The sequence below is a fragment of the Pseudoalteromonas sp. Scap06 genome (genome assembly GCF_013394165.1).
In the GTDB taxonomy this organism is placed as follows: domain Bacteria; phylum Pseudomonadota; class Gammaproteobacteria; order Enterobacterales; family Alteromonadaceae; genus Pseudoalteromonas.
On sequence record NZ_CP041330.1, the window covers coordinates 2,895,406 to 2,917,402 of the forward strand.

Here is a 21,997-nt window from a genome sequence, read left to right on the forward strand (position 1 = left end):
ATTGCTGAGTAAAGAAGGATTAAATCAGGTGCGCAATGAATATTAACTCACCGTTACTAAGAAAATTTATTACCCTCGGCCGTGTCGATACCGATACCGTAAAAGCCAGGCAGCAAGACTTTGCGTCAACCGCAGAACTTATTTCTAAATGCGGAAAAATAGATAGCAACGATTTAGCTGAGCAATGTATTGATTTGTTTAGAGTGCCTTTTTTTGATTTAAAAGATTTTAATGTTGCACAAATTCCTGCCGAGCTAGTTAAAGAAAAGCTGATCCGTAAGCATCATATTTTACCTTTGGTACAAAAAGGCAGAAAAGTATATATTGCCGCTTCAGATCCTACCGATTACGGCGCTTTTGAAAACTTTGAATTTAGCACCGGTTTATCGTGTGAAGTGGTGGTAGTTGACTACATTCAACTCGATAATAAAATTGAGCAACTACTGGATGCTGCAGGTAGCTTAAATTTAAGTGAGGATGAATTTAAAGAGTTTGCTGAACTAGATTCTGAGCCACAAAAAGACCATACGCCAAAAGACGATGACAAAGACGACGCCCCTATTATTGTCTACATTAATAAAATTTTAATGGACGCAATAAAAAAAGGCGCTTCGGATCTTCACTTTGAACCTTATGAACATAAATACCGTATTCGCTTTCGTATCGACGGAATTTTACATGAGGTAGCCAGCCCGCCAAACACCTTGGCCAGTAAGCTATCTGCCCGTATAAAAGTTATGTCGCGCCTTGATATCGCTGAAAAACGTAAGCCACAAGATGGCCGTATAAAACTCAAAGTGACAGAACGTAAAAGTATTGATTTTCGTGTTAGTACCATGCCTACCTTATGGGGCGAAAAAATTGTAATGCGTATCCTCGATTCATCAAGTGCCATGTTAGGTATTGATGTATTAGGTTATGAACCTGAGCAGAAAAAACTCTACCTCGATGCATTAGAGCAACCACAAGGGATGATTTTAGTTACCGGTCCAACTGGCTCAGGTAAAACCGTCTCCCTGTATACGGGTTTAAATATACTCAATCAGCCAGAGCGTAACATCAGTACCGCCGAAGATCCGGTAGAAATTAACCTCGAAGGGGTTAATCAGGTACAAATAAACATTAAAGCCGACATGACCTTTGCTAATGCTTTACGAGCGTTCTTACGCCAAGATCCCGATGTAGTAATGGTAGGTGAGATACGAGATTTAGAAACCGCTGAAATATCAATTAAAGCGGCACAAACCGGTCACTTAGTACTATCAACGCTACATACTAACTCTGCACCTGAAACCATAACTCGTTTATTAAACATGGGCGTACCCGCGTATAATGTGGCCAGTTCAATTAGCTTAATAATCGCTCAGCGATTAGCGCGCCGATTATGCTCTAAATGTAAAACACCAGAGCAGTTACCCCGTGAAGAGCTTATTCGCCAAGGCTTTAGTGAACAACAAATACAGGATATGGTTTTGTATGCCCCTAAAGGCTGTGAAAGCTGTACTGAGGGCTATAAAGGCCGTGTTGGTATTTACGAGGTTATGAAAATCACCCCCGAAATAGCGCAAATTATAATGCGTGGTGGTAACTCATTAGAAATTGCTGAGGTATCACTTAAAGCAGGGTATAACAATTTGCGTTTATCAGGTATTCGTAAAGCAGCAGAGGGTGTGACCTCGCTGGCTGAGATAAACCGCGTTACTAGTTTTTAAATAAAATGCTTAGTTGCTTAACGATAAATTGAGCAGCCAAGCCTATATTAATTTGAGAGTAAATTATGCCAACTATGGTTAACTGCCCAACCTGCAAAGTAAAAGTAGAATGGTCAGCACAAAGTCCGCACCGCCCTTTTTGTTCAAAGCGTTGCCAACTTATTGACTTAGGTGAGTGGTCGTTTGAAAATAATAAAATTTCAGCACCCATCACCTCTGCAGATGAATTCAATCAAGACATGATTGAAGACATTGAAGCAATGATGGCAAAAAATGAAGATGACTTTTTTAAATAATCACTCGTGTAATATAAAAAAGCCAGCATTTAGCTGGCTTTTTGCTTTGTGTTAAAACGCTATGCTTTATGCTTGCGGTGCTTTTTGGTCATTCGCTGCTGAATTTTAGCTAACTTCTCTTTTTGCTCAGCGTTAAGTAGTTGCATTACTTGATGCTGGGTTTTTAATTTAATTAACCCCAATTGCTGTTTCTTATCTTGGCGTGCAGTTAATAACTCTTTCGCTGCATTTTCGTCAAAATTTGGCGCTGACAATAACGCATCCATTTGTTCTTTATAGGCTTGGCGCTGTGCCTGGCGCGCGTCTTTGTCTTGGCTTCTTAGCGCTTTAATTTGCGTTTTTTGCGCTGTAAAAATCGCTTTTAGTTGTGTTTGTTGCTCTTGCGTAAGTGCCAGCTTATCTGCTGCTCGCTCAGAGAGTAAAAAGCGCGCCTGAGAGTGACCTTGTTTATAGCCATCGCCTTTTGCAAATACGCTGCCCGTAGTGAGCGTTGCCGCTGTTAAACCGCAAATGAGTACTAATTTTGATAACGTGTTTACTTTAGTCATAATCATCACCTTAATATTGGATTGGTTGTTGGCTGCTAACCAGTATGTTCACTATAACTGGTTCAATGAAAAGTAACGCAAAGCAGTGTAAAGGTTATGTAAAGACTAACTATTGATACATTAAACGCGTAAAATAAAACCATTAACAGCTCGTAAGGCTTTATATATGAAACTATTAATGATTGATGATGACACCGGTTTATGCGAATTATTAAGCGAATACCTAAGTGCACAAGGCTTTAGCATTCAAACCGCACATGATGGTCAACAAGGCTTAGAGCTTGCCTTGCAAAACGATTACGCGCTTATATTACTAGACGTCATGTTGCCCTCTATAGATGGCTTTGAAGTACTGAAACAACTCAGGCAAAGTAAATTAACACCGGTGATTATGCTGACCGCTAAAGGAGAAGACTTTGACCGTATTTTTGGTTTAGAACTCGGCGCTGACGACTACATACCAAAGCCTTTTAATCACAGAGAACTACTAGCCCGCGTAAAAGCAATTACTCGCCGCATTGAACATATTAATAGTGTAAGTAATAACACTAATAAAAAGCTCTCTTTAAATGGTATTACTATTAATTTTGCTGCGCGAGAGGCCAGTATTAATAACATCCCCCTCACATTAACGGGCACCGAATACGAAATACTCGCTTTATTGATAAAACACGCGCCTGATGTAATTAGCAAAGAGCAAATAAGCGAAGATGTATTAGGCAGACGCTTAGCATCTTTTGACCGCTCTATAGATATGCATGTGAGTAATATTCGTAAAAAAATAGCCGAGCATATTGAGGGCGATAAAATTAAAACAATGAGGGGAACGGGTTATGTCTTCATCCAAGGAGAATAAAGCTCTGCGCTTTAGTTGGCTACGCCACCCACGACATTATCTGTTTTTTAAAGTGTTTACGTGGTTTTGGCTGACCATTATTGGCACTTTTACAGCGCTCTTTTTCTTGAGTAATATTTCACTAATAAACGCCATTAGCCATGATCCACTACAAGGGCCGATGCAAAAAAATCTAGAATATTTGGCACGAGGTATAGAGCGTAGCGCACATAAACACAAGCGCTCTATTAATGACATTATTACTCATCCGCGTTTAACGAAACGTAAGTTGCTTTATTTAAATTCACAAAATAGCGATGAAGTGTTGATCAGTAAAAATGTTGAGAACAATATTGATTTAAGCTTACTTAACTTTAGTAAGGGCATGCCACCACAGGTTATTTTTACTGAATATTACCAAGCTTTTGGCCCTGTGCGCATTCGGGTTCCTGAAGGGGAATTTGAGTTATATGAAATCGATATCAATCAGCAGCGACCGCTCTTTATTCGCTTAAGATTATTACCCGTTTGGTTAAAAATTACCATGGCAATTATTGCCTCGCTTACGCTTAGCTTTTTATTTAGCCGTAACTTAATTGCCCCTATAAATAGCTTAAAACAAGCCGCTATCAGGCTCTCAAACGGCGATTTAAGTGCGCGTGCAACAATAAATAGTCAGCGAAAAGATGAACTTGGAGTTTTAGGGCGCGACTTTAACCGGATGGCCGATCAACTAGAGCAACTGCTTAGCGCTCAAAAACGTTTATTAGCCGATATATCCCATGAATTACGCTCCCCGCTAACCCGTTTAAAAATGGCTACAGGACTTGCACAAATGCAGGCAAGTGAGGAAAATCAATCTTATTTGTTGCGTATTGAAAAAGAAGCTAACCAACTGGATAAAATGATAGCCGATGTATTGCAGATATCGCGCTTAGAAGCCAATAGCCAACCTTTATCGCTGCAAACACAGTCGCTGCAAGTGATTGTTGACCATGTAATAAACGATGCTCAGTTTGAAGCAAAACAGCACAATAAAACCTTAATTGTACATGGTAATGTTGAAGTAAATATAGAGTGCGACGAAATGTTGATTGCCAGTGCCTTAGAGAACATTCTGCGCAACGCCATTAAATATGCACAACATACTATTAGTATTAGCTTAAAACACAGTGATACCATATACATACAAATATGTGATGACGGCCCAGGCGTACCTAAAGCGCAACTCGATAAGTTGTGTGAACCGTTTTTTAGGCAATCAGATGCCCGCGACCGACACAGTGGAGGGACAGGGTTAGGGTTAGCCATTGCAAAAAATGCGGTAATAGCGCATGGCGGAAATTTAGTTTTATCAAACAAAGGCGCTGGCGGATTATGCGTTGAAGTAAGCTTACCAATACAAAAGAGAGACCATGTTTTATAGCACTGAAAGCGAGCTTGAAAATAACCTGTCTGCAATTACTGAGTTTTATACTAATACGCTTAAAAAAGCGTATTTAAACACAGCAGCTGGGGAATTATTTTATGCTTATGCCAAACCTAAAAATGCTCATACAGCCATTGTTATTAGTTCAGGGCGTATTGAAGGACTCGATAAATACAAAGAGCTACTTTGGGAGCTTTATTGTAATAATTTTGCTGTGTTTATTGTTGATCACCAAGGCCAAGGTCGCTCTTATCGGTTATTAAAAAACCCCCACAAAGGTTACGTAAAACAATTTGAAGATTACAGTCACGATCTTAACCAGTTTAATGAAAAAGTGGTGCAGCAGCACTGGCAAGGTAAAAAACTACTACTTAGCCATTCAATGGGCGGCGCCATTGCGTTTGATTACTTAGCACGCTATTCACATGATTTTAGTGGAGCGTTTTTATCGGCGCCCATGTTTGATATTTATACCAAAGGAATACCCAAACCAATTGCACAGTTTATCGCTGCGAGTGCGTCATTATTAGGTTTCTCAGGATGTTATGCACTAGGGCAAAGCGATTATTCAGCTGAAGAGTTTGCGCTTAATACTTTAACCAGTAGTCAAATACGTTACGAGCAATTTAGGGCAACTTATCAGCAAACCCCACTATTACAATTAGGTGGTGTGACTTATGGTTGGCTGCATACCGTTTTTTCGTTCATTAAAGCACTCGATAAGCTATCTATAACCACCCCACTATTTATAGCCAGCGCAGAAAATGACGAAGTGGTTGATAATCAAGCCCAACATAAGCTCGCAAGTAGGCATAAAAATACCCTAATCAAGCAGTTTAAAGGAGCTAAGCACGAGCTGTTTTTTGAACGTGATGATATCCGCCAATCACTGCTAACTAGCCTGTATAAATTTTGCGAGTCTGTAAATTAACCTCAATTATAGATAATAAATCTATCTCAAGCAGAGTTCAGATTAGGTTAACGACTAAGCGAGAGCGGATCTAGATGAATCAATATATCCACTTGTGATTCAAACTGCTGAGTGATCATGGCTTCCACTTCGTCTGCTACTTTATGGGCACGAATAAGTGGTAAATTGTCATCAAGCTCTAAATGCAGCTGAATAAATTTAACTTTACCACCTTGTCGAGTACGAATACCGTGCACCCCATAAACGTCATTATGATTACGGGCTATTTCAAAAATACTTTGCTTTTCTTCATCGGGTAGCTCTTTATCCATTAAGTGTGAGGCACTCTCGGTTGCTATATCCCAGCTGTTATAAAGTAAATATCCTGCCACACCTATGGCAAATAACGGATCAGCATACAGCACCCCATAATAAGCAAGTAAAATAGCAAGTAGCACCGCTGCATTTAAAATTAAATCGCCTTTGTAGTGCACAGAATCTGCTTTTATAGCGATTGATTCTGTATACTTTACGACTTTATTTTGCACATACACAATCACTAATGTACACACTATGGCAAAAATACTCACCCATACACCTAATAATGAATGCGTCAGCTCTACGGGGTTAATGAGACGCTCAATACCATGAAACGCCAATAAACAACCCGAGCCTGCAATAAAAGCGGCCTGCCCTAACCCTGCAAGCGCCTCTGCTTTACCGTGGCCAAATCGGTGGTCGTCATCCGCAGGACGCAGCGCGTACGATAAAACCAAAAAGCTCATTAACGTTGCTGTGATATCCATTAATGAGTCGGTTAATGAGCCAAGCATTGACGCAGAACCCGACGCTAGCCACGCCCATGCCTTGGTCGCAATCATTAGGCTGACCATAACCATGGTCACTATGCTAGAGGCTTTAACCCAAAATTCATAACTGCGATTATGCACGTATCTTTCCGCTGTAAGCTGTATTTAATGTTTTCAGTATATCATTTTTTATTCATTGTTCGTGTATACTGAGCTCGTCAAATTAAAGATTTTATAGGGCTTATTGTGCTGGATATTGTTTTATACCAACCTGAAATTCCGCCTAACACCGGGAATATCATTCGTTTATGTGCCAATACAGGCTTTGCACTTCATTTAATTGAACCATTGGGGTTTGAGTGGGATGACAAACGTGTAAAACGCGCTGGCCTTGATTATCACGAATTTAGCCATGTGCAACGCCATGCTTCATTTGAAGCTTACTTAGAAAAGTGCCAGCCTAAAAAAGTGTATGCGTGCACTACTAAAGGTAGTCAATTTCATCACCAAGCACAGTATGAAGCGGGTGACTGTTTGGTATTTGGTCCTGAGACTCGAGGTTTGCCTGATGAAATGATCCAAGCATTACCCAATGAGCAACGTGTTCGTATTCCTATGCAAGCCGATAGTCGCAGTATGAACCTATCTAATGCAGTAGCTGTGTTTGTGTATGAATCTTGGCGCCAACTTGGTTTTCCTAACGCCCAATAAATTAAACTGGCGTTTAAATTTAGTAACTTTAAGCGCCACTAAGTATTAGGATCTGTTGACCTTTCAAAGTTGAATTTGCAGCAGTTTGTTTGGTATTTAGGCAAGGCAGAGCCTAGGTGGTGTGGTATTCCCCACAAATAGGCGATAACGCAGCATCAATAACAAACAGGCGCTGCCCAAAGGGTTCTGCCTAGGGACGATTTACTCTTTTTTGCTCGGTTTTTACTCATTCTTACATGGATGTAAGCCAGTAGAATAACGCAGGAGCAGTTATCAAGCCCACTAGGTTACAAACCTCGCGCCGCGATTAAACCGCTCCTAGTTTGAACAAATTTTAATCCACAAAGGTCAACAGACCCTTATCACTGACTATTTTTCAAAATCTATAAACTTGTACTAAGCTAATAATAATATTCCTTTTTAAAACGTTAAATTATGAAAAAATTATTACTTAGCTCATTCCTACTTTGCTCAACTTCATCACTTGCGGCAACTTCGGCAACAGTAACTGTTGTTTCTGATTATTTATTCAATGGTGTTAGCCAAACTCAAGAGGACCCCGCCCTACAGGCTAGTTTTGACTGGGCTGGAGACACTGGTTTTTATGCTGGTGTTTGGGGTTCAAATGTCGACTTTGGAGAAGGTACAGACATAGAAGCAGACGGTTATTTAGGTTATTTTACTAGACTAAACGATTCTATAAACCTTGACGTAGGCATAGCTCAATACACCTACCATGGCGAGGACTTTAGCTCAGACTATAACTATGCTGAAGCGTACGCTAAGTTCAATTATGGTAATACTAATCTAAACTTCTGGCATGCATGGGATTACTTTGGTACGGGTGCTGGCCACAGCATTGTAATGATCACGCACAACTTTCCCATTAATGATGCTTTTTCGATTGATATAGGTGCCGACTACTCACTCAGCCATGATGACGACAAATGGCAGTGGGAAGCTGATGATGATAACTATATTCATTGGCGTGTTGGTGCTAATTACACTATCAACGACTGGAACTTATCGGCCAGCTATGAAGACACAGACTTAGACACCTATGGTGACTCGACTATACTTCTTTCAGTATCAAGAACATTTAACTTTTAAGGTTACGCTATGAAAACATTATTACTATTAATATTATTAGGTTTTTCAAACTTAGTCTGTGCCGATACCGTTTACTTAACGTCATTAGCTTGGCCGCCTTATGCTGATAAATCACTCGATCAACAAGGTGCATCTGTTGCTGTAGCAAAAGCCGCATTTAAAGCTGAAGGGCACGAGCTTGTTGTAGACTTTTTCCCATGGTCTCGCGCAGTTAATTCTGCAGCTCAAGCAAATTCAAAGTATGTTGGTTATTTTCCTGAGTATATGCATGACACGTCTGATTTTGTATTTTCAAATCCAACAGGTACAGGTCCACTTGGGTTAGTACAAAACAATGTAAAACCTATCACTTTCTCTACTACCAGTGATTTAGCTGGTAAGCGTATAGGTGTGGTGCAAGATTATGTAAATACTAAAGAGCTTGACGATATGATTGCCGCGGGTTCGATAAAGGGTGATGCAGTCCCCTCCGATGTACTAAATATCAAAAAAGTTGCAGCTGGTAGAATTGATGCAGCAGTTATTGATGCCAATGTGCTTAATTATTTACTAAGTACTGATAAATCACTGGCAAGCATGAAAAGTAAAGTATCAATGAATGAAACATTACTTGAAGATAAAAGCCTTTATATTGCATTTAGAAACGATGCCGAAGGAAAAAAATGGCAACAAATCTACAACTCAGGGTTAGAGAAGATAGATGTTAATGCAATAATGTCAAACTACTTAAAGTAAGGACATCCTTTGACCCGTTCAATTTTATTTAGGCTTGTAGTTACCACGTTGAGCGCTATGATATTGGTGCTGTTGTGCTTTGGAATTTATGATTATACCACCCAAAGTAAGCAACTAAAGCAAAAACTTGATACTGAGATTAGCCTAGCTAAGGAACGTATTGGTTTATCGTTACCCAATGCAATGTGGAACTTTCAAGACGAGCTCGCAAATAAGTTAATAAAAGCTGAAGTAGCTTCTGATAATATTTCTAAAATAACAATTTATGATACTAATGAGCAAGTTTTTGCAGAAACAGACGGTGTAAAAACACAGTCTGTTATACAAAGTGAACTTATTTATGATGATTCAGGTACTCCTAATAAAGTCGGCTCAGTGAGTCTTTACGTTGAATACAGTCATATTGATAAAGTATTAACTGAATTGGCGATATTTTTAGTCATTGAGATGCTGTTGCTTGCCAGTATTTTGGGAGCTGTTTTAGTTTATATTTTTAAAAAACTAGTTGCGCAGCCTCTATCTGAGGTAGCAGAAAAAATGGCAATGATAGCCAGTGGTGATGGCGACCTAACACAAGAAATCGTTGTTAGACGCGATGACGAAATAGGTCAACTGGCAGCCTCTTTTAATAAGTTTGAGCATAAAATTGCAGCGCTTATAAATGGTTTTAAATTGTCGGTAGATGATTCGCTTAGTGTTGCAGGTAATATCTCATCACTAAGCGCAGAAGGCGTGCACTATTTATCCACACAACAGGTAGAAACAGACCAAATAGCGACAGCCATTACACAAATGGCTTCCTCTGCAACCGAAATAGAAAATAACGCAAAGCATACTTTGAACTCTGCAGAAACTGCAAATATTGATGCACAAAAAGTTCATGAAGCTTTTTTAAACTCTATTAACTCTATTGAAAGTTTAGTCGGTCAACTTGATGAATCATCTAGAGTAATAGGTACTTTAGAAGAATCTGTTCAGGATATTGTATCAGTACTTGACGTTATTCAGGCTATCGCAGAACAAACAAACCTACTGGCATTAAACGCCGCTATTGAAGCAGCTCGAGCAGGTGAGCAAGGGCGAGGGTTTGCCGTAGTTGCTGATGAAGTACGTTCTTTGGCAAGTAGAACACAAAAAAGCACAGCGGAGATCCATACTACCATTGAAAATTTGCAAAAAGGCTCTCAATCTGCAGTAAATGTCATGCAACTTAGTAAAAATATGAGTCAAGACAGTATGAGTGCCGCAACTGCAGCGAGCGAGCTGATTGCAAATATTTCTGACGCAATTGGATCAATTACCCAAATGTCGAGCCATATTTCAAGTGCAGTTACCGAGCAAAGCACCGTTGCTGAGGACTTAAGTAAAAATATTAATGAAGTGGTATCGGCTGGACAAAGTAGTATGGCTAAAATTGAACAAGTTCAAACTTACTCTCGGGATATGCAAGAGCTAGCGGCACAATTAAAAGATTCTGCCAGTGTTTTTAAAACGTAACCTAAAACTGAGACAAGTAGACTGTTGAAAGTTGTATTTATTCAAGATCTAGTGACATTTAAAGGTTAAGTTTACAGCTGCATGTTTGATCTGGAGGTAAGATTGAGTCTATGTAGTGTGGTTGGCCATAAATAGGCGCAGCAGTTATTGATGCTAATGCATTAAAGTACTTACTGAGCACAGATAAATCCCTTACCAGCATTGCAAGTAAAGTTGCGATGAACGCAAATTTACTTGAAGAGAAAAAACTATATATTGCGTTTAGAAACGATGCAGAAGGACAAAAATGGCAACAAATTTATAATAAAGGTTTAGCCAAAATAAACGTCAATCAAATAATGACAAACTACTCTAATTAAGCGTATATGTCGTAATAGCTTTATTAAAGCAACCTTAAGATTAGCACATTTGCCAATACCTTAAGGTTGCTCACTATGAATAACACTTAAGGTAGGCAATAATTGATTTTAATAAATTTGGTGTTATTACTCAGAAGTTTGTTCTCTACCAAGTAATGCCATAGCAGCTGCTTTCATGCCTTTATTCTCATAAAGCACTTTGTATATTTGCTCAGTGATTGGCATTTCAACGCCCGCACGCTGCGCAAGTAAATACACTTCTTTGGTATTTCTGAAGCCTTCAACTACTTGGCCGATTGATGCAATCGCATCATCAACACTTTCACCTTGACCTAAGGCTAAACCAAAACGGCGGTTGCGCGACTGATTATCGGTACAGGTTAGAATTAAATCGCCTAAACCAGCCATCCCCATAAAGGTCTCTGGTTTCGCACCTAGGGCACAACCCAAACGCGATAACTCTGCTAAACCACGAGTAATAAGCGCGGTACGTGCATTTGCACCAAAGCCGACACCATCAGAAATCCCTGCACCAATAGCAATCACGTTTTTAACCGCACCACCAAGCTGTATGCCAATAAAGTCGTCATTGTTGTACACTCTAAACGATCGACCGCAATGTAATAAATCGGCAATTTGTTTCGCAAATGCTGATGACGTTGATGACACCGAAATGGCAGTTGGTGAACCCTTCGCCATTTCTTTAGCAAAAGTTGGCCCCGAAAGCACCGCTAATGGCACTTCTTCACCGAGTTCTTGCACTGCCACTTCTTGCAATAAACGCCCAGTATCAGGCTCAAGTCCTTTAGTAGCCCACGCTATTTTTGCATCAGAGCGCAAAGCCGGTTTAATTTGCTTTAACGTGTCAGCAAACGCATGACTCGGCACAACAACTAAAACAATATCGCTAGCTGCTGTTGCATGCTGTAAATCAGCTTCAAGAGTTAAGGTGTCAGGAAAAGGAATATCAGGTAAGTAACGTTGATTTTTTCGCTCAGCTGCAAGCGTCGCAACGTCTTGACTATTGCGTCCCCATAAAGTCACTTTGTGACCATTTCGGGCTAAACAAATAGCAAGGGCGGTGCCATATGACCCCGCCCCTAAAACAGTAACAGCTGATGTTGCTGTATTCATAAATTATGCGTCTGCTGAAGCCTGCTCAGCTTGCGCTGTGCGTTGCTGCATGTACTGTGCAAATAATGCGTCAAAGTTAACTGGCGCAAGATTAAGTTGTGGAAACGTACCACGATTTACTAAGTTCGATACCGCTTCACGTGCATATGGGAATAACACGTTAGGACAGAATGCACCCAGCATGTGTGCTAATTGCATTTCTTCAACTTCAGCAATAGTAAAAATACCTGCTTGCTGAATTTCACACAAAAACGCAGTTTCTTCACCGATAGATGCCGTCACAGTTAATGCTAAAACAACTTCGTATACACCTTCATCAAGCTTATTAGAGCGTGTATCTAAATCTAATTTTACTTCTGGAGCCCACTCTTTTTGAAAAATAGCTGGTGAATTTGGCGTTTCAAACGACACATCTTTAGTGTAAATACGTTGAATAGTAAACTGTGCGCCTGCATCAGCTTCTGCTGCTGCGTTTTGATTTTGTTCGTTCATTGTTATTCCTAACCTGTTATTTATTATAATTAATTAAATTAAGCACTCAGCTTAGCGTCAAGGTGACCTTGTGCTTCTAGTGCCATCATGTCGTCACAGCCACCGATGTGTTCATCGTTAATAAAAATTTGTGGAACCGTGCTTGCGCCACCGGCTTTGGCGATCATTTCATCGCGAAGCTCTGGCTGAACGCCAATATCAATGTTTGTGTATTCTACACCTTTGCTGTCTAACAGCGCTAATGCGCGATGACAAAAAGGACAATATCCTTTGGTGTATAAAACAACGTTACTCATAATTAATCCTTAATCGGTTTAGCTAAGAGATATTAGCGACCGCTTGTTGTTGGCAGACTTGCTGATTGCCACGCACCCATACCGCCAGATAAAACATAAACCTGTTCATAGCCTGATTTATGCATTGCAGTTGCAACACCTGAGGCAGTCATGCCTGCAGCACATACCACTATAATGGGTTTGCTCTTATACTTTTCAAGGGTTGAGAAATCAGATTCTTTAGCTTTTTCTGGGTTTAAGTGCACAGCACCGGCAATATGACCTGTTTTAAACTCTTTTTGCCCGCGCATATCAACAACCTGACCGTCTTCGCGGTTAATAAGTAACGTTAACTGCTGAGGATTGATCTGACGAATTGCTGAAAATTTACTTTTTATTGCGCCACTAACAATAAGAAACGCAATCGCAACCCAAGCTAGGCTTAGAATTGGATGATTTGAGACAAATTCAATATATTGATCCATTCGACTTCCACTATAAAGTTACATGCTAAAACAGGGTGTTTTAGATATTTAATTCATATTTATTGAACTTACACAATGAGCAGTCACTCACCTGTAATTCAATTTAGAGCACTGTTAGGCTACTCTGAATTTTACCTACACATAGGCTTAGCTTACCCCACAAGCCTATTCAATACTTGAATAAAATAGGGATTAGCCGCGCAAGTATACCCAAATCAGCTAAAAATGCGAGTTTAAGCAGGCTTGTAAGCCACAATGTAGTGCTCTTTTAACTGAAAAATAACCTAACCCTTTAAAATATTCAATTGAGAGAGTGAGCTCATTGAAAATTTTTAATATCTTCTTTTCATTGCTGATCCTAGCTATAAAACACGGTATGCTTAAGCTTGGCATGTTGGCATTAATGTTAGCGTGTATTTTAGCAACGCTAGGGTCTGTTGATCTTTCAAGGTTAAATTTGCAGCAGTCTGTTTGGTATTTAGGTAAGGCAGAGCCTATGTGGTGTGGTTATTCCCCATAAATAGGCGATAACGCAGCATCAATGCCAAACAGGTGCTGCCCGAAGGGTTCTGCCTAGGGGCGATTTACTCTTTGTTGCTCGGTTTTTACTTAGCTCACTAGGTTACAAACCTAGCGCCGCGATTAAACCGCCCCTAGTTTGAACAAATTTTAATCCGCAAAGGTCAACAGACCCTAATAGGAGTGACTATGACAGAGCATAAAAAACCACTGGTATTAATGATTTTAGATGGCTGGGGATACAGAGAAGATGAGCAAAGCAATGCCATTTTAGCTGCTAATACCCCTGTATTAGATGAGCTTTGGGCAACTCGCCCTCATACATTAATTTCAGCATCGGGTTTAGATGTGGGTCTTCCTGGTGGTCAAATGGGTAATTCTGAGGTTGGCCACGTTAATTTAGGTGCTGGTCGTATTGTGTATCAAGATTTTACTCGCATCACAAAAGCCATTGATGATGGCGAATTTGATACAACCCCTGCACTGGTTGAAAACATTGATAAAGCTGTTCATGCCAACAAAGCCGTTCATATTATGGGACTGCTAAGCCCTGGTGGCGTTCATAGTCACGAAGATCATATTGTGGCGAGTATACAATTGGCTGCAAAACGCGGCGCTAAAGAGGTGTACTTTCATGCCTTTTTAGATGGCAGAGATACTCCCCCGCGCAGCGCTAAAGCATCAATTGAGCGTATTGAAGCCTTGTTTAGCGAGCTTAAATGTGGCCGTTTAGCCTCATTAATTGGTCGTTACTATGCCATGGACAGAGACAACCGCTGGAACCGTGTTGAAAAAGCGTATAATTTAATCACCCTAGGTGAAAGCGACTTTGATTATGAAGATGGCGTAAACGCACTTAACGCGGCTTATGAGCGCGATGAAAATGACGAATTTGTAGCAGCAAGTACTATTACCCCAAAAGGTAGCGAATCTGTAAAAGTAAATGATGGCGACACCATTATATTTGCCAACTTTAGAGCAGACCGCGCACGCGAAATCACTCGCGCCTTTGTCGAACCTGATTTTGACGGCTTTAATAAGAAAAAATCGCCCGAGCTTAGTGCCTTTGTGATGATGACTGAATACGCTGCTGATATTGATGCGCCAGTGGCTTTTGGCCCAACGCCGCTTAATAACGTACTTGGCGAATGGTTTGAGAAACAAGGTAAAACTCAGCTACGTATATCAGAAACTGAAAAATATGCTCACGTTACCTTTTTCTTTAGTGGCGGACGCGAAAATGAGTTTGACGGCGAAACTCGCGAGCTAATCCCATCTCCTCAAGTAGCAACGTATGATTTACAGCCAGAAATGAACTCACAAATGCTTACCGATAAACTCGTTGCAGCAATAAAAAGTGGAAAGTATGATGCCATTATTTGTAACTACCCTAATGGCGATATGGTCGGCCACTCAGGTGTATTTGAGGCGGCAGTTAAAGCCTGTGAAGCAGTAGATAGCTGTATTGGTCGTGTAGTTGATGCCCTTAAAGAATACGGTGGAGAAGCACTAATAACTGCTGATCATGGTAATGCAGAGCAAATGGCAAACCTTAAAACAGGCCAAGCGCACACAGCACATACTAGCGAGCCAGTACCCTTTATTTATGTAGGTCGTGACGCACAAGCGCATACCGGTAAAGCCTTGAGCGATGTTGCACCTACTATGCTGCATTTAATGGGTTTGGAACAACCTGCAGAAATGACCGGTTCGCCAATTATGGTGTTGAAATAATTTATGAATAAAAGCGCATGCCGCATCATTGCGTGTATATGTGTACTAAACTCATTAGCCACTGGCGTTGCAGTGGCTAATGAAGATCGTACCAAAAAAGACCTATCCCAAGTACAAGTTGCTTTAGAGCAAAGCCAAGCTGAGTTTCAACAACAGCAAAAAGAAATAGCTAAACAGCAGCAAAAACTAAAAACACATGAGCTAGCTATAGCGAAAAACGCTAAAGCACTTAATATGGCTGAGCAATCCGTTAAAAAAACACAACAACAGCAAGCAGAGCAACAACAACGCGCGGCAAAGCTTGAAAAACAACAAGCCCAATTTCAACGTATTTTAGCAGCACAGTTAAAAAGTGCTTATATGGCAGGTAGCGATGACTATTCAAAAATGCTACTTAACCAAGAAGATACCGCCAAATTTGAACGCACACTTAGCTACTATAACTACCTGAATAAAGCTCGTATAAAGCAACTTGATGATCTTAAAGCACTGCAAGTTGAGATTGCAAAAAATCAAGCTGAGCTTGCGAAAACAAAAGAGAGGCTCGTTGCTTTATTTGAAGAACAAAAAAGACGACAAGCAGCACTTCTTGGGGCTAAAAATGAGCGCCAAGCAAGCTTACAAAACCTAAAAAAGCAGTTAAATAAAACCAAAAATTCCATTAGCTATTTAGAAGAAAACGAACAAACTCTGATCGCCACTATCAAAGAACTTGAAGAAGAAAAAGTTACAAAAATTGAACTACTTGGCTTAAATCGTAATAAAGGAAAATTAAACTGGCCGAGCAAAGGAAAATTAGCGCATAGGTTTGGTCAACGTAAGCACGGCGGAATAAACTGGAAAGGTGTATTAATTTCTGCATCTGAAGGGACTTCAGTTAATAGCATTGATAATGGCCAAGTAGTATTTGCCGACTGGTTAAAAGGCTATGGCTGGGTAATCGTACTTGACCATGGTCAAGGTTTTATGAGCTTATACGGACACGCACAAACCTTGCTAAAAGACGTGGGTGATATGGTCAGAAAAGGTGAAAGTGTTGCATTAGTTGGGCAAAGCGGTGGACAAGCCGATTCTGGTCTATACTTTGAAATACGTCATAAAGGACGTGCTGTTAATCCCATAAAATGGTGCAGGCGTATTTAATATCAAAATAGCTGCATCCTGTTAGAGGCAGTTATGATAAACACACACATTTGCCAACAAAAAACCTCTGTGAAAAAGCGTGCACCCTGCTTTTGTTTTATCTTATTTGTTTTATTAGTGTTTTTTGGCTTTATAAATACAGCCTATGCAAGCTCGGTTAAAGACTTAGAAAGCCAAAAAATAAATGAAATACTGTTTAATATTCACACCTACTACGTTGATGATTTAGCACTGCAAAACAGTGAGTATATTGAATACAACTCGTCTCAATTTGAACGCTTATACTCTAAGCTCGACGCCTACTCTAAGTATTTAGATAAAAATGAGCTAAATGCATTATTTAATAACACGAATGGTCGCTATACCGGCCTAGGTATAGAAGTAAAAAGCATCGAGCAACGCACCACGATTGTTAAAGTAATTAATAATTCACCAGCCAAACAAGCAGGACTTCGCTCAGGCGATATAATTACTGCCGTTAATCAGCACTATGTAGAAAATAGTCCGATTGATTTAGTTGCACAATACATCAAAGACAGTGCTAACGGTAAAGTACAGCTAAGTATTACCCGTAATAACACTCAAACACCGCTAATATTTAATCTCAGTAGAAAACAAATTAAGCTAACGAGTGTAAACAAGCAACTACTTGACTCAGGTAGCGGTTATATCGCTATTAATAACTTTTCTAATCACACTTTGCATGAAGTTGCCTTGCAAATAGCCGCCATGCAAAACCATTATGGCCATTCATTAAAAGGCCTAATTATTGATTTACGAGATAACCCGGGAGGCACTTTAAAGAGTGCAGTTGCGGTAGCAGACCTGTTTCTTCAAGATGGCTTAATTGTAACGACCAAAGGGCGCTTTTATGATTCGAATCAATCTTTTTACGCTAAACGCGGCGATATTTTGAAAGGTGCTCCGATTGTTGTCCTGATTAATGAAAATTCAGCCTCAGCAGCAGAAATACTGGCTGCAGCGTTAAAAGAAAATCTACGTGCAAAAATAGTAGGGAGTCAGTCGTTTGGTAAAGGAACAGTACAATCACTTATTCCATTAGGCGACGGCGATACCGCCTTAAAACTAACCACCGCACGTTACTTTACGCCACTGGGAGAGTCTATTGAAGGGATTGGCGTAACTCCAAATGTGGCGATTAATCAAACAACACTTCCACAAACAAATAAAGCCGTTATAATAAAAAATGAACAATCAGAACAAAACACCGTTTTTAACGCTGAAGAATTAGCCGATATCCAGTTAGTAAAAGCAAAACAGCTACTTAGCATGCAATAAAAACGGTAAACTATTTAAAGATAATAAAAATTATAAAACGTGAAAATTATAAATTTAATGGTGTTAGCTGGGCTTTTTTTAATCCTATTTGCTGCACCCTATGGTGTTAAAGCCAAACAAATAGCCATAGTGATCGATGACATAGGTTATCATCAACGTGACCTAGAATTCCTAAGTTTACCTGGGCAATTGTCTTATTCAATTTTGCCTCATACCCCCTATTCTCAAATATTTGCAACCCTTGCTAGTCAGTCAAATAAAGAGCTCCTGTTGCATGTGCCTATGCAAGCTTTAAATGGTAAAAAGCTAGGCCCTGGGGCACTTACTTTAAATATGGATAAAGCACAACTTCAACAAACACTCGGTAATGCACTGGCGAGTTTGCCACAAGTTAAAGGGGTTAATAATCATATGGGTTCTGCACTCACTCAGCAAAGCCAAGCAATGAAGTGGACCATGGAAGTACTTAAAAAGCGTCAGTTGTATTTTCTCGATAGCCGAACAACCGAATTAAGCCAGGCGCAAAATGCAGCTAACTTTTTGGGGGTAGAAAATATTGGTCGGCATGTATTTTTAGATAATATAACTACCCCTGAGCAGCTACAATTTAGGCTAGAAGAGCTAAAGTCAAAAGCAACTAAATATCAGTTTGCCATTGCAATAGCACACCCCTACCCCGAAACTATCGATTTTTTACGCCAAGCTTTGCCGCAATTAATCGAGCAAGGATTTGAACTGGTACCAGTATCACAGCTGGTAGAACGTAAGTATGTACAAATAGCCCAACAACAAGCCATTTCATTAAACTGATGGAGTAAGCGAACGCCTTACCCCAACAGTTAATTTAACTCAATTATAAGTATGGTATTTATAAAACAAATGTCGCTACCTTGGCATTTAGATCTGTAGCTCTGTCTTTTAATACTTCGGCTTGGCTTAAATGCGCGGTAGCTGAGGTAGTTATTTCATCGGTTACATCTTTAATAGCAACCGTATTTCTAGTAATTTCATTGGTCACTTGCGTTTGCTCTTCTGCTGCAACCGCTATTTGACCCGCCATATCAGAAATCTCATTTACCGCCAAAGTAATTTCTTCTAGTGCGTGTGCGGCAGCATTTACATCATCCACACTATTGTTGGCATAGCCCTTACTGCTGTCCATCAAGCTCACTGCTTTTTTAGTGGTGTTTTGTAAGGTTTCTATAGTGGTATAAATTTCGGCTGTAGAGTTTTGTGTTCTTCTTGATAACACGCGCACTTCATCGGCAACCACTGCAAAACCACGCCCCTGCTCTCCCGCACGGGCGGCCTCTATTGCAGCATTAAGCGCTAAGAGATTTGTTTGCTCAGCAATTTCTTGAATGGTAGTTAAAATGCTCGATATAGCCTGAGCATGCAAACTTAATTCACCAATAACTGTGGTAGTTTGGTCTATTTCGCCCGCGAGTGAATTAATCGTGTTTCTGGTTTTATCAACTAACAACTTACCTTCACGGCTACTTTGTGCCGATTGTTGCGATGCGGTTGCAGTGTTTTCTGCATTAGCGGCAATTTCATGGGTTGCACTCGCCATTTCTGTGACCGCGGTAGCAACCATAGCCACTTCTTGTTGCTGACGCTGCAACTCACTGACACTGCTTTGGTTGGTGATTAAGCTTTTCTCTGCATCAAAGTCTAAGTCAGTAGCTAATTGACGAATATGACTGATCAGTTCATGTTGGCTGCTAACAAAACGATTAAAACTATCAGCCAGAACCCCAACTTCATCTTGCGTATCAACAGTTATACGTTGAGTTAAATCACCGTTACCATCTGCAATTGTTGATAAAGCTTGCGATACTCGGCTCAAAGGTGCGAGCAATACACCCAATAGCCATGAAATAGCCAACACACTCAGTAAAAGTGCTACCGCAACCAGCACTAATTGAGTCAGCAATAAACTAATAAGCGGAGCCTCTAAAGTTTGTTTATCCAATACAAACAACAACTGCCAATCTGTATTGTTAATGTTTTCACCCCAAACTAGCTTCTCTCGGCCTTCAACCTCAAAATAAACAGGAGTGAATTCACCGTTTTGGCTGTTAGATAAAATCAATTGATGATTTATTTTCGAGTCAATACGCGTAATATCTGCCATTACTTTTCTAGCGTCTTTATAGGCAATCACAGTGCCATCTTTATGCATCATAATGGCGTATCCATCTGCAGGTAAAGACATTGTATTGACGCTATCGACCAAGGTCTCAATCGACAAATCCCCCGCAACCACACCGCTTTGCGTGGTTTTAGCAATAGAAACAACCAACTGATTAAACGCGGTATCTAAATAAGGTTTGGTAATTACGGTGCTACTTTGAAGCAGTGCTTGTTTATACCATGGACGAGTGCGCGGATCGAAGCCGGTGCGATCAATACTGGGATCAGAGTCAGTCATTTTTCCGCTACTATCTCCAAAGTAAGTTAACTGAAAGCCACCTGAAAATGCTGCTTGCTGAAGTGCGCTGAGCGTGTTGCCCTCAACCTTATTCGCAACCGATTTAATTATCTGCTGACGACTAGCTAGCCAATCTTCAATACTCGTAGCCTGTTGCTTACCAGATTGGCTTACGTTATCAATACTGCTTTTTAGCAGTAACGCTTTTTGAGAGGTATAGCTATTCCACGACAGCAATAAAATAATAACGGCTAGGGCAAGAACGACCGATAGCAAGATTTTTTTCTTTAGTGAATATGAGTTCATATTGAGTGTAAATACTCGCGTTAAATGAAATTGAAAGGCAACAAACCAGTAATTAAATGACTTAATTTAGGCTACGATTTGAGCGATAAGTCGCTCAGGTGCGCGAATATTTTCATATACCCAAATTAAAAACAAACTAAAATCATGTATTTAAATTAAAACCAAACTTATTCATTAATTTTAAATAGCGTATATTTAATTAAAAGATACATAGATGTGACTAGAGGTAAGCAGAACAAGAAAAACGATACTTTCTATTAACCTTTTTAGTTAGCTTTTTTAGTTAAAAAAAAGCCCCGCATTTTCATGCAGGGCTTTATCAGTTTTTTAGTGCGACTAACTCATCGCGCTTTGTAATTTTTTCATTGCTGTTTTTTCCAGCTGGCGAACACGCTCTGCTGATACGCTGTATTTTTCAGCCAGCTCTTGCAGTGTTGCTTTATCGTCTGACAACCAACGAGCACTAACAATATCTTGAGAACGCTCATCAAGAGTTTTCAAAGCGCTAAATAAACGCGTATGTGACTGTTCTTGCCATTGTTGCTGTTCAATGTCGTCAGCTAAATCAGCAGAACCATCGGTTAAGTACTGTACCGGTGAGTAAGTACTAGTTGGCGCGTCATCATTATCGTCGCCAGTTAAATCAAAGCCCATGTCTTGGCCGCTCATACGCGATTCCATTTCACGTACTTCTTTTTCACTCACACCTAGCTCGCTAGCTACTGTGCTCACTTCAGCTTGGTTAAACCAACCTAAACGCTTTTTATTTTTACGTAAGTTAAAAAACAATTTACGTTGTGCTTTGGTCGTGGCCACTTTAACGATACGCCAGTTTTTAAGCACAAACTCATGAATTTCGGCTTTAATCCAATGAACGGCAAATGAAACCAAACGTACACCCACTGATGGGTCAAAACGTTTTACTGCTTTCATCAGTCCGATGTTACCTTCTTGAATTAAATCAGCTTGAGGTAACCCGTAACCCGAGTAGCTTTTAGCTATGTGCGCTACAAAGCGCAAATGCGACATAATGAGTTGCTTTGCAGCACTAAGATCGCCTTCTTCCTGAAGTCTTTTTGCAAGTTCCTGCTCTTGCTCAACTTTAAGCATAGGAATAGTACTAACAGCTTGAAGGTAGCCGTCCATACTTGCGCTTTGTTGCCCAACTGTAAGTGCCATTGCGTATAAATCTTTACTCATTTTTCACCTCGGTGATAAACATTTG

22 protein-coding genes are annotated in these 21,997 nt (G+C 40.1%); 14 read left to right on the top strand and 8 right to left on the bottom strand.

Features of this window, described 5'->3' with window-relative positions; translation table 11 throughout:
- Positions 1-35: 35 nt before the first annotated feature.
- Both pilB and yacG read left to right on the top strand, forming a co-directional pair.
- Positions 36-1,712 carry a type IV-A pilus assembly ATPase PilB gene (pilB, locus tag FLM47_RS13380; RefSeq protein WP_178956622.1) on the top strand — a complete coding sequence of 559 codons (1,677 nt, stop codon included), beginning with the start codon at positions 36-38 and terminating at the stop codon, positions 1,710-1,712.
- A gap of 65 nt (positions 1,713-1,777) precedes the next feature.
- On the top strand, positions 1,778-2,008 hold the full coding sequence (gene yacG / locus FLM47_RS13385; protein ID WP_054202591.1) for a DNA gyrase inhibitor YacG: 231 nt from the start codon (positions 1,778-1,780) through the stop codon (positions 2,006-2,008).
- A gap of 59 nt (positions 2,009-2,067) precedes the next feature.
- Here yacG and FLM47_RS13390 read toward each other — a convergent pair whose 3' ends face one another.
- A complete protein-coding gene (locus tag FLM47_RS13390) occupies positions 2,068-2,556 on the bottom strand; it encodes a periplasmic heavy metal sensor (RefSeq protein WP_138605552.1) in 489 nt (162 codons plus the stop codon).
- A gap of 166 nt (positions 2,557-2,722) precedes the next feature.
- Here FLM47_RS13390 and FLM47_RS13395 point away from each other — a divergent pair, with 166 nt between their 5' ends.
- The 3 genes from FLM47_RS13395 to FLM47_RS13405 are packed head-to-tail and all read left to right on the top strand — an operon-like array spanning position 2,723 to position 5,751.
- Positions 2,723-3,412: a response regulator gene (locus FLM47_RS13395; RefSeq protein ID WP_178956623.1), complete on the top strand. Its 690-nt coding sequence runs from the start codon at positions 2,723-2,725 to the stop codon at positions 3,410-3,412.
- Positions 3,390-4,817 carry an ATP-binding protein gene (locus tag FLM47_RS13400; protein WP_178956624.1) on the top strand — a complete coding sequence of 476 codons (1,428 nt, stop codon included), beginning with the start codon at positions 3,390-3,392 and terminating at the stop codon, positions 4,815-4,817. The genes FLM47_RS13395 and FLM47_RS13400 overlap by 23 nt, the downstream gene beginning before the upstream one ends.
- A complete protein-coding gene (locus tag FLM47_RS13405) occupies positions 4,807-5,751 on the top strand; it encodes an alpha/beta fold hydrolase (protein WP_178956625.1) in 945 nt (314 codons plus the stop codon). The genes FLM47_RS13400 and FLM47_RS13405 overlap by 11 nt, the downstream gene beginning before the upstream one ends.
- A 47-nt stretch (positions 5,752-5,798) precedes the next feature.
- On the opposite strand, the gene FLM47_RS13410 is transcribed toward FLM47_RS13405, so the two are convergent.
- Positions 5,799-6,629 (bottom strand): cation diffusion facilitator family transporter, encoded by an 831-nt coding sequence (locus FLM47_RS13410; protein ID WP_178956870.1) that lies wholly within the window; start codon positions 6,627-6,629, stop codon positions 5,799-5,801.
- 156 nt (positions 6,630-6,785) lie between these two features.
- Between FLM47_RS13410 and trmL the strand changes: the two genes are divergently transcribed.
- From trmL to FLM47_RS13430, 4 genes are all read left to right on the top strand, one after another.
- A complete protein-coding gene (trmL, locus tag FLM47_RS13415) occupies positions 6,786-7,250 on the top strand; it encodes a tRNA (uridine(34)/cytosine(34)/5-carboxymethylaminomethyluridine(34)-2'-O)-methyltransferase TrmL (protein WP_178956626.1) in 465 nt (154 codons plus the stop codon).
- A 435-nt stretch (positions 7,251-7,685) separates the two neighbouring features.
- A complete protein-coding gene (locus tag FLM47_RS13420; RefSeq protein ID WP_178956627.1) occupies positions 7,686-8,360 on the top strand; it encodes a TorF family putative porin in 675 nt (224 codons plus the stop codon).
- A gap of 9 nt (positions 8,361-8,369) precedes the next feature.
- Entirely contained in the window at positions 8,370-9,095 is a 726-nt protein-coding gene (locus FLM47_RS13425; RefSeq protein WP_138609611.1) for an ABC transporter substrate-binding protein, read from the top strand.
- 9 nt (positions 9,096-9,104) lie between these two features.
- Positions 9,105-10,592 (top strand): methyl-accepting chemotaxis protein, encoded by a 1,488-nt coding sequence (locus tag FLM47_RS13430; RefSeq protein WP_178956628.1) that lies wholly within the window; start codon positions 9,105-9,107, stop codon positions 10,590-10,592.
- 485 nt (positions 10,593-11,077) lie between these two features.
- Here FLM47_RS13430 and gpsA read toward each other — a convergent pair whose 3' ends face one another.
- Genes gpsA through FLM47_RS13450 form a run of 4 tightly spaced genes read right to left on the bottom strand, consistent with a single transcriptional unit; the run spans position 11,078 to position 13,337 of the window.
- Complete coding sequence (gene gpsA / locus FLM47_RS13435) at positions 11,078-12,085, bottom strand: NAD(P)H-dependent glycerol-3-phosphate dehydrogenase (RefSeq protein ID WP_138609615.1); 1,008 nt, start codon at positions 12,083-12,085, stop codon at positions 11,078-11,080.
- Positions 12,086-12,088: 3 nt separating this feature from the next.
- Positions 12,089-12,577, bottom strand: coding sequence for a protein-export chaperone SecB (secB, locus tag FLM47_RS13440; RefSeq protein ID WP_010391837.1), 489 nt, complete (start codon positions 12,575-12,577; stop codon positions 12,089-12,091).
- A gap of 38 nt (positions 12,578-12,615) precedes the next feature.
- A complete protein-coding gene (grxC, locus tag FLM47_RS13445) occupies positions 12,616-12,873 on the bottom strand; it encodes a glutaredoxin 3 (RefSeq protein WP_010391834.1) in 258 nt (85 codons plus the stop codon).
- A gap of 32 nt (positions 12,874-12,905) precedes the next feature.
- The gene (locus FLM47_RS13450) at positions 12,906-13,337 is read right to left on the bottom strand and encodes a rhodanese-like domain-containing protein (RefSeq protein ID WP_178956629.1); all 432 of its coding nucleotides are present in this window, start codon (positions 13,335-13,337) and stop codon (positions 12,906-12,908) included.
- A gap of 322 nt (positions 13,338-13,659) precedes the next feature.
- Here FLM47_RS13450 and FLM47_RS13455 point away from each other — a divergent pair, with 322 nt between their 5' ends.
- The 5 genes from FLM47_RS13455 to FLM47_RS13475 all read left to right on the top strand — a co-directional run bounded on the left by FLM47_RS13455 (position 13,660) and on the right by FLM47_RS13475 (position 18,842).
- A complete protein-coding gene (locus FLM47_RS13455; protein WP_138609618.1) occupies positions 13,660-13,857 on the top strand; it encodes a hypothetical protein in 198 nt (65 codons plus the stop codon).
- Positions 13,858-14,045: 188 nt separating this feature from the next.
- Positions 14,046-15,590, top strand: a complete 1,545-nt coding sequence (gpmM, locus tag FLM47_RS13460; RefSeq protein ID WP_010391829.1) for a 2,3-bisphosphoglycerate-independent phosphoglycerate mutase — start codon at positions 14,046-14,048, stop codon at positions 15,588-15,590.
- A 3-nt stretch (positions 15,591-15,593) separates the two neighbouring features.
- Entirely contained in the window at positions 15,594-16,733 is a 1,140-nt protein-coding gene (locus FLM47_RS13465; protein WP_178956630.1) for a murein hydrolase activator EnvC, read from the top strand.
- Between the two features lie 33 nt (positions 16,734-16,766).
- Positions 16,767-18,032 (top strand): S41 family peptidase, encoded by a 1,266-nt coding sequence (locus FLM47_RS13470; protein WP_178956631.1) that lies wholly within the window; start codon positions 16,767-16,769, stop codon positions 18,030-18,032.
- Between the two features lie 57 nt (positions 18,033-18,089).
- Positions 18,090-18,842 carry a divergent polysaccharide deacetylase family protein gene (locus FLM47_RS13475; RefSeq protein ID WP_054202667.1) on the top strand — a complete coding sequence of 251 codons (753 nt, stop codon included), beginning with the start codon at positions 18,090-18,092 and terminating at the stop codon, positions 18,840-18,842.
- Positions 18,843-18,900: 58 nt separating this feature from the next.
- Here FLM47_RS13475 and FLM47_RS13480 read toward each other — a convergent pair whose 3' ends face one another.
- Both FLM47_RS13480 and rpoH read right to left on the bottom strand, forming a co-directional pair.
- Positions 18,901-20,772 (bottom strand): methyl-accepting chemotaxis protein, encoded by a 1,872-nt coding sequence (locus FLM47_RS13480; protein WP_178956632.1) that lies wholly within the window; start codon positions 20,770-20,772, stop codon positions 18,901-18,903.
- Between the two features lie 336 nt (positions 20,773-21,108).
- A complete protein-coding gene (gene rpoH / locus FLM47_RS13485; protein WP_008114893.1) occupies positions 21,109-21,972 on the bottom strand; it encodes an RNA polymerase sigma factor RpoH in 864 nt (287 codons plus the stop codon).
- Positions 21,973-21,997: the final 25 nt, after the last annotated feature.

Excerpts from the sequence above, each read along its gene's own strand:
- pilB (WP_178956622.1), top strand. The coding sequence starts at position 36 with ATGAATATTAACTCACCGTTACTAAGAAAATTTATTACCCTCGGCCGT.
- yacG (WP_054202591.1), top strand. The coding sequence starts at position 1,778 with ATGCCAACTATGGTTAACTGCCCAACCTGCAAAGTAAAAGTAGAATGG.
- FLM47_RS13390 (WP_138605552.1), bottom strand. The coding sequence starts at position 2,556 with ATGACTAAAGTAAACACGTTATCAAAATTAGTACTCATTTGCGGTTTA.
- FLM47_RS13395 (WP_178956623.1), top strand. The coding sequence starts at position 2,723 with ATGAAACTATTAATGATTGATGATGACACCGGTTTATGCGAATTATTA.
- FLM47_RS13400 (WP_178956624.1), top strand. The coding sequence starts at position 3,390 with ATGTCTTCATCCAAGGAGAATAAAGCTCTGCGCTTTAGTTGGCTACGC.
- FLM47_RS13405 (WP_178956625.1), top strand. The coding sequence starts at position 4,807 with ATGTTTTATAGCACTGAAAGCGAGCTTGAAAATAACCTGTCTGCAATT.
- FLM47_RS13410 (WP_178956870.1), bottom strand. The coding sequence starts at position 6,629 with ATGGTTATGGTCAGCCTAATGATTGCGACCAAGGCATGGGCGTGGCTA.
- FLM47_RS13420 (WP_178956627.1), top strand. The coding sequence starts at position 7,686 with ATGAAAAAATTATTACTTAGCTCATTCCTACTTTGCTCAACTTCATCA.
- FLM47_RS13425 (WP_138609611.1), top strand. The coding sequence starts at position 8,370 with ATGAAAACATTATTACTATTAATATTATTAGGTTTTTCAAACTTAGTC.
- gpsA (WP_138609615.1), bottom strand. The coding sequence starts at position 12,085 with ATGAATACAGCAACATCAGCTGTTACTGTTTTAGGGGCGGGGTCATAT.
- secB (WP_010391837.1), bottom strand. The coding sequence starts at position 12,577 with ATGAACGAACAAAATCAAAACGCAGCAGCAGAAGCTGATGCAGGCGCA.
- grxC (WP_010391834.1), bottom strand. The coding sequence starts at position 12,873 with ATGAGTAACGTTGTTTTATACACCAAAGGATATTGTCCTTTTTGTCAT.
- FLM47_RS13450 (WP_178956629.1), bottom strand. The coding sequence starts at position 13,337 with ATGGATCAATATATTGAATTTGTCTCAAATCATCCAATTCTAAGCCTA.
- gpmM (WP_010391829.1), top strand. The coding sequence starts at position 14,046 with ATGACAGAGCATAAAAAACCACTGGTATTAATGATTTTAGATGGCTGG.
- FLM47_RS13465 (WP_178956630.1), top strand. The coding sequence starts at position 15,594 with ATGAATAAAAGCGCATGCCGCATCATTGCGTGTATATGTGTACTAAAC.
- FLM47_RS13470 (WP_178956631.1), top strand. The coding sequence starts at position 16,767 with ATGATAAACACACACATTTGCCAACAAAAAACCTCTGTGAAAAAGCGT.
- FLM47_RS13475 (WP_054202667.1), top strand. The coding sequence starts at position 18,090 with ATGGTGTTAGCTGGGCTTTTTTTAATCCTATTTGCTGCACCCTATGGT.
- FLM47_RS13480 (WP_178956632.1), bottom strand. The coding sequence starts at position 20,772 with ATGAACTCATATTCACTAAAGAAAAAAATCTTGCTATCGGTCGTTCTT.
- rpoH (WP_008114893.1), bottom strand. The coding sequence starts at position 21,972 with ATGAGTAAAGATTTATACGCAATGGCACTTACAGTTGGGCAACAAAGC.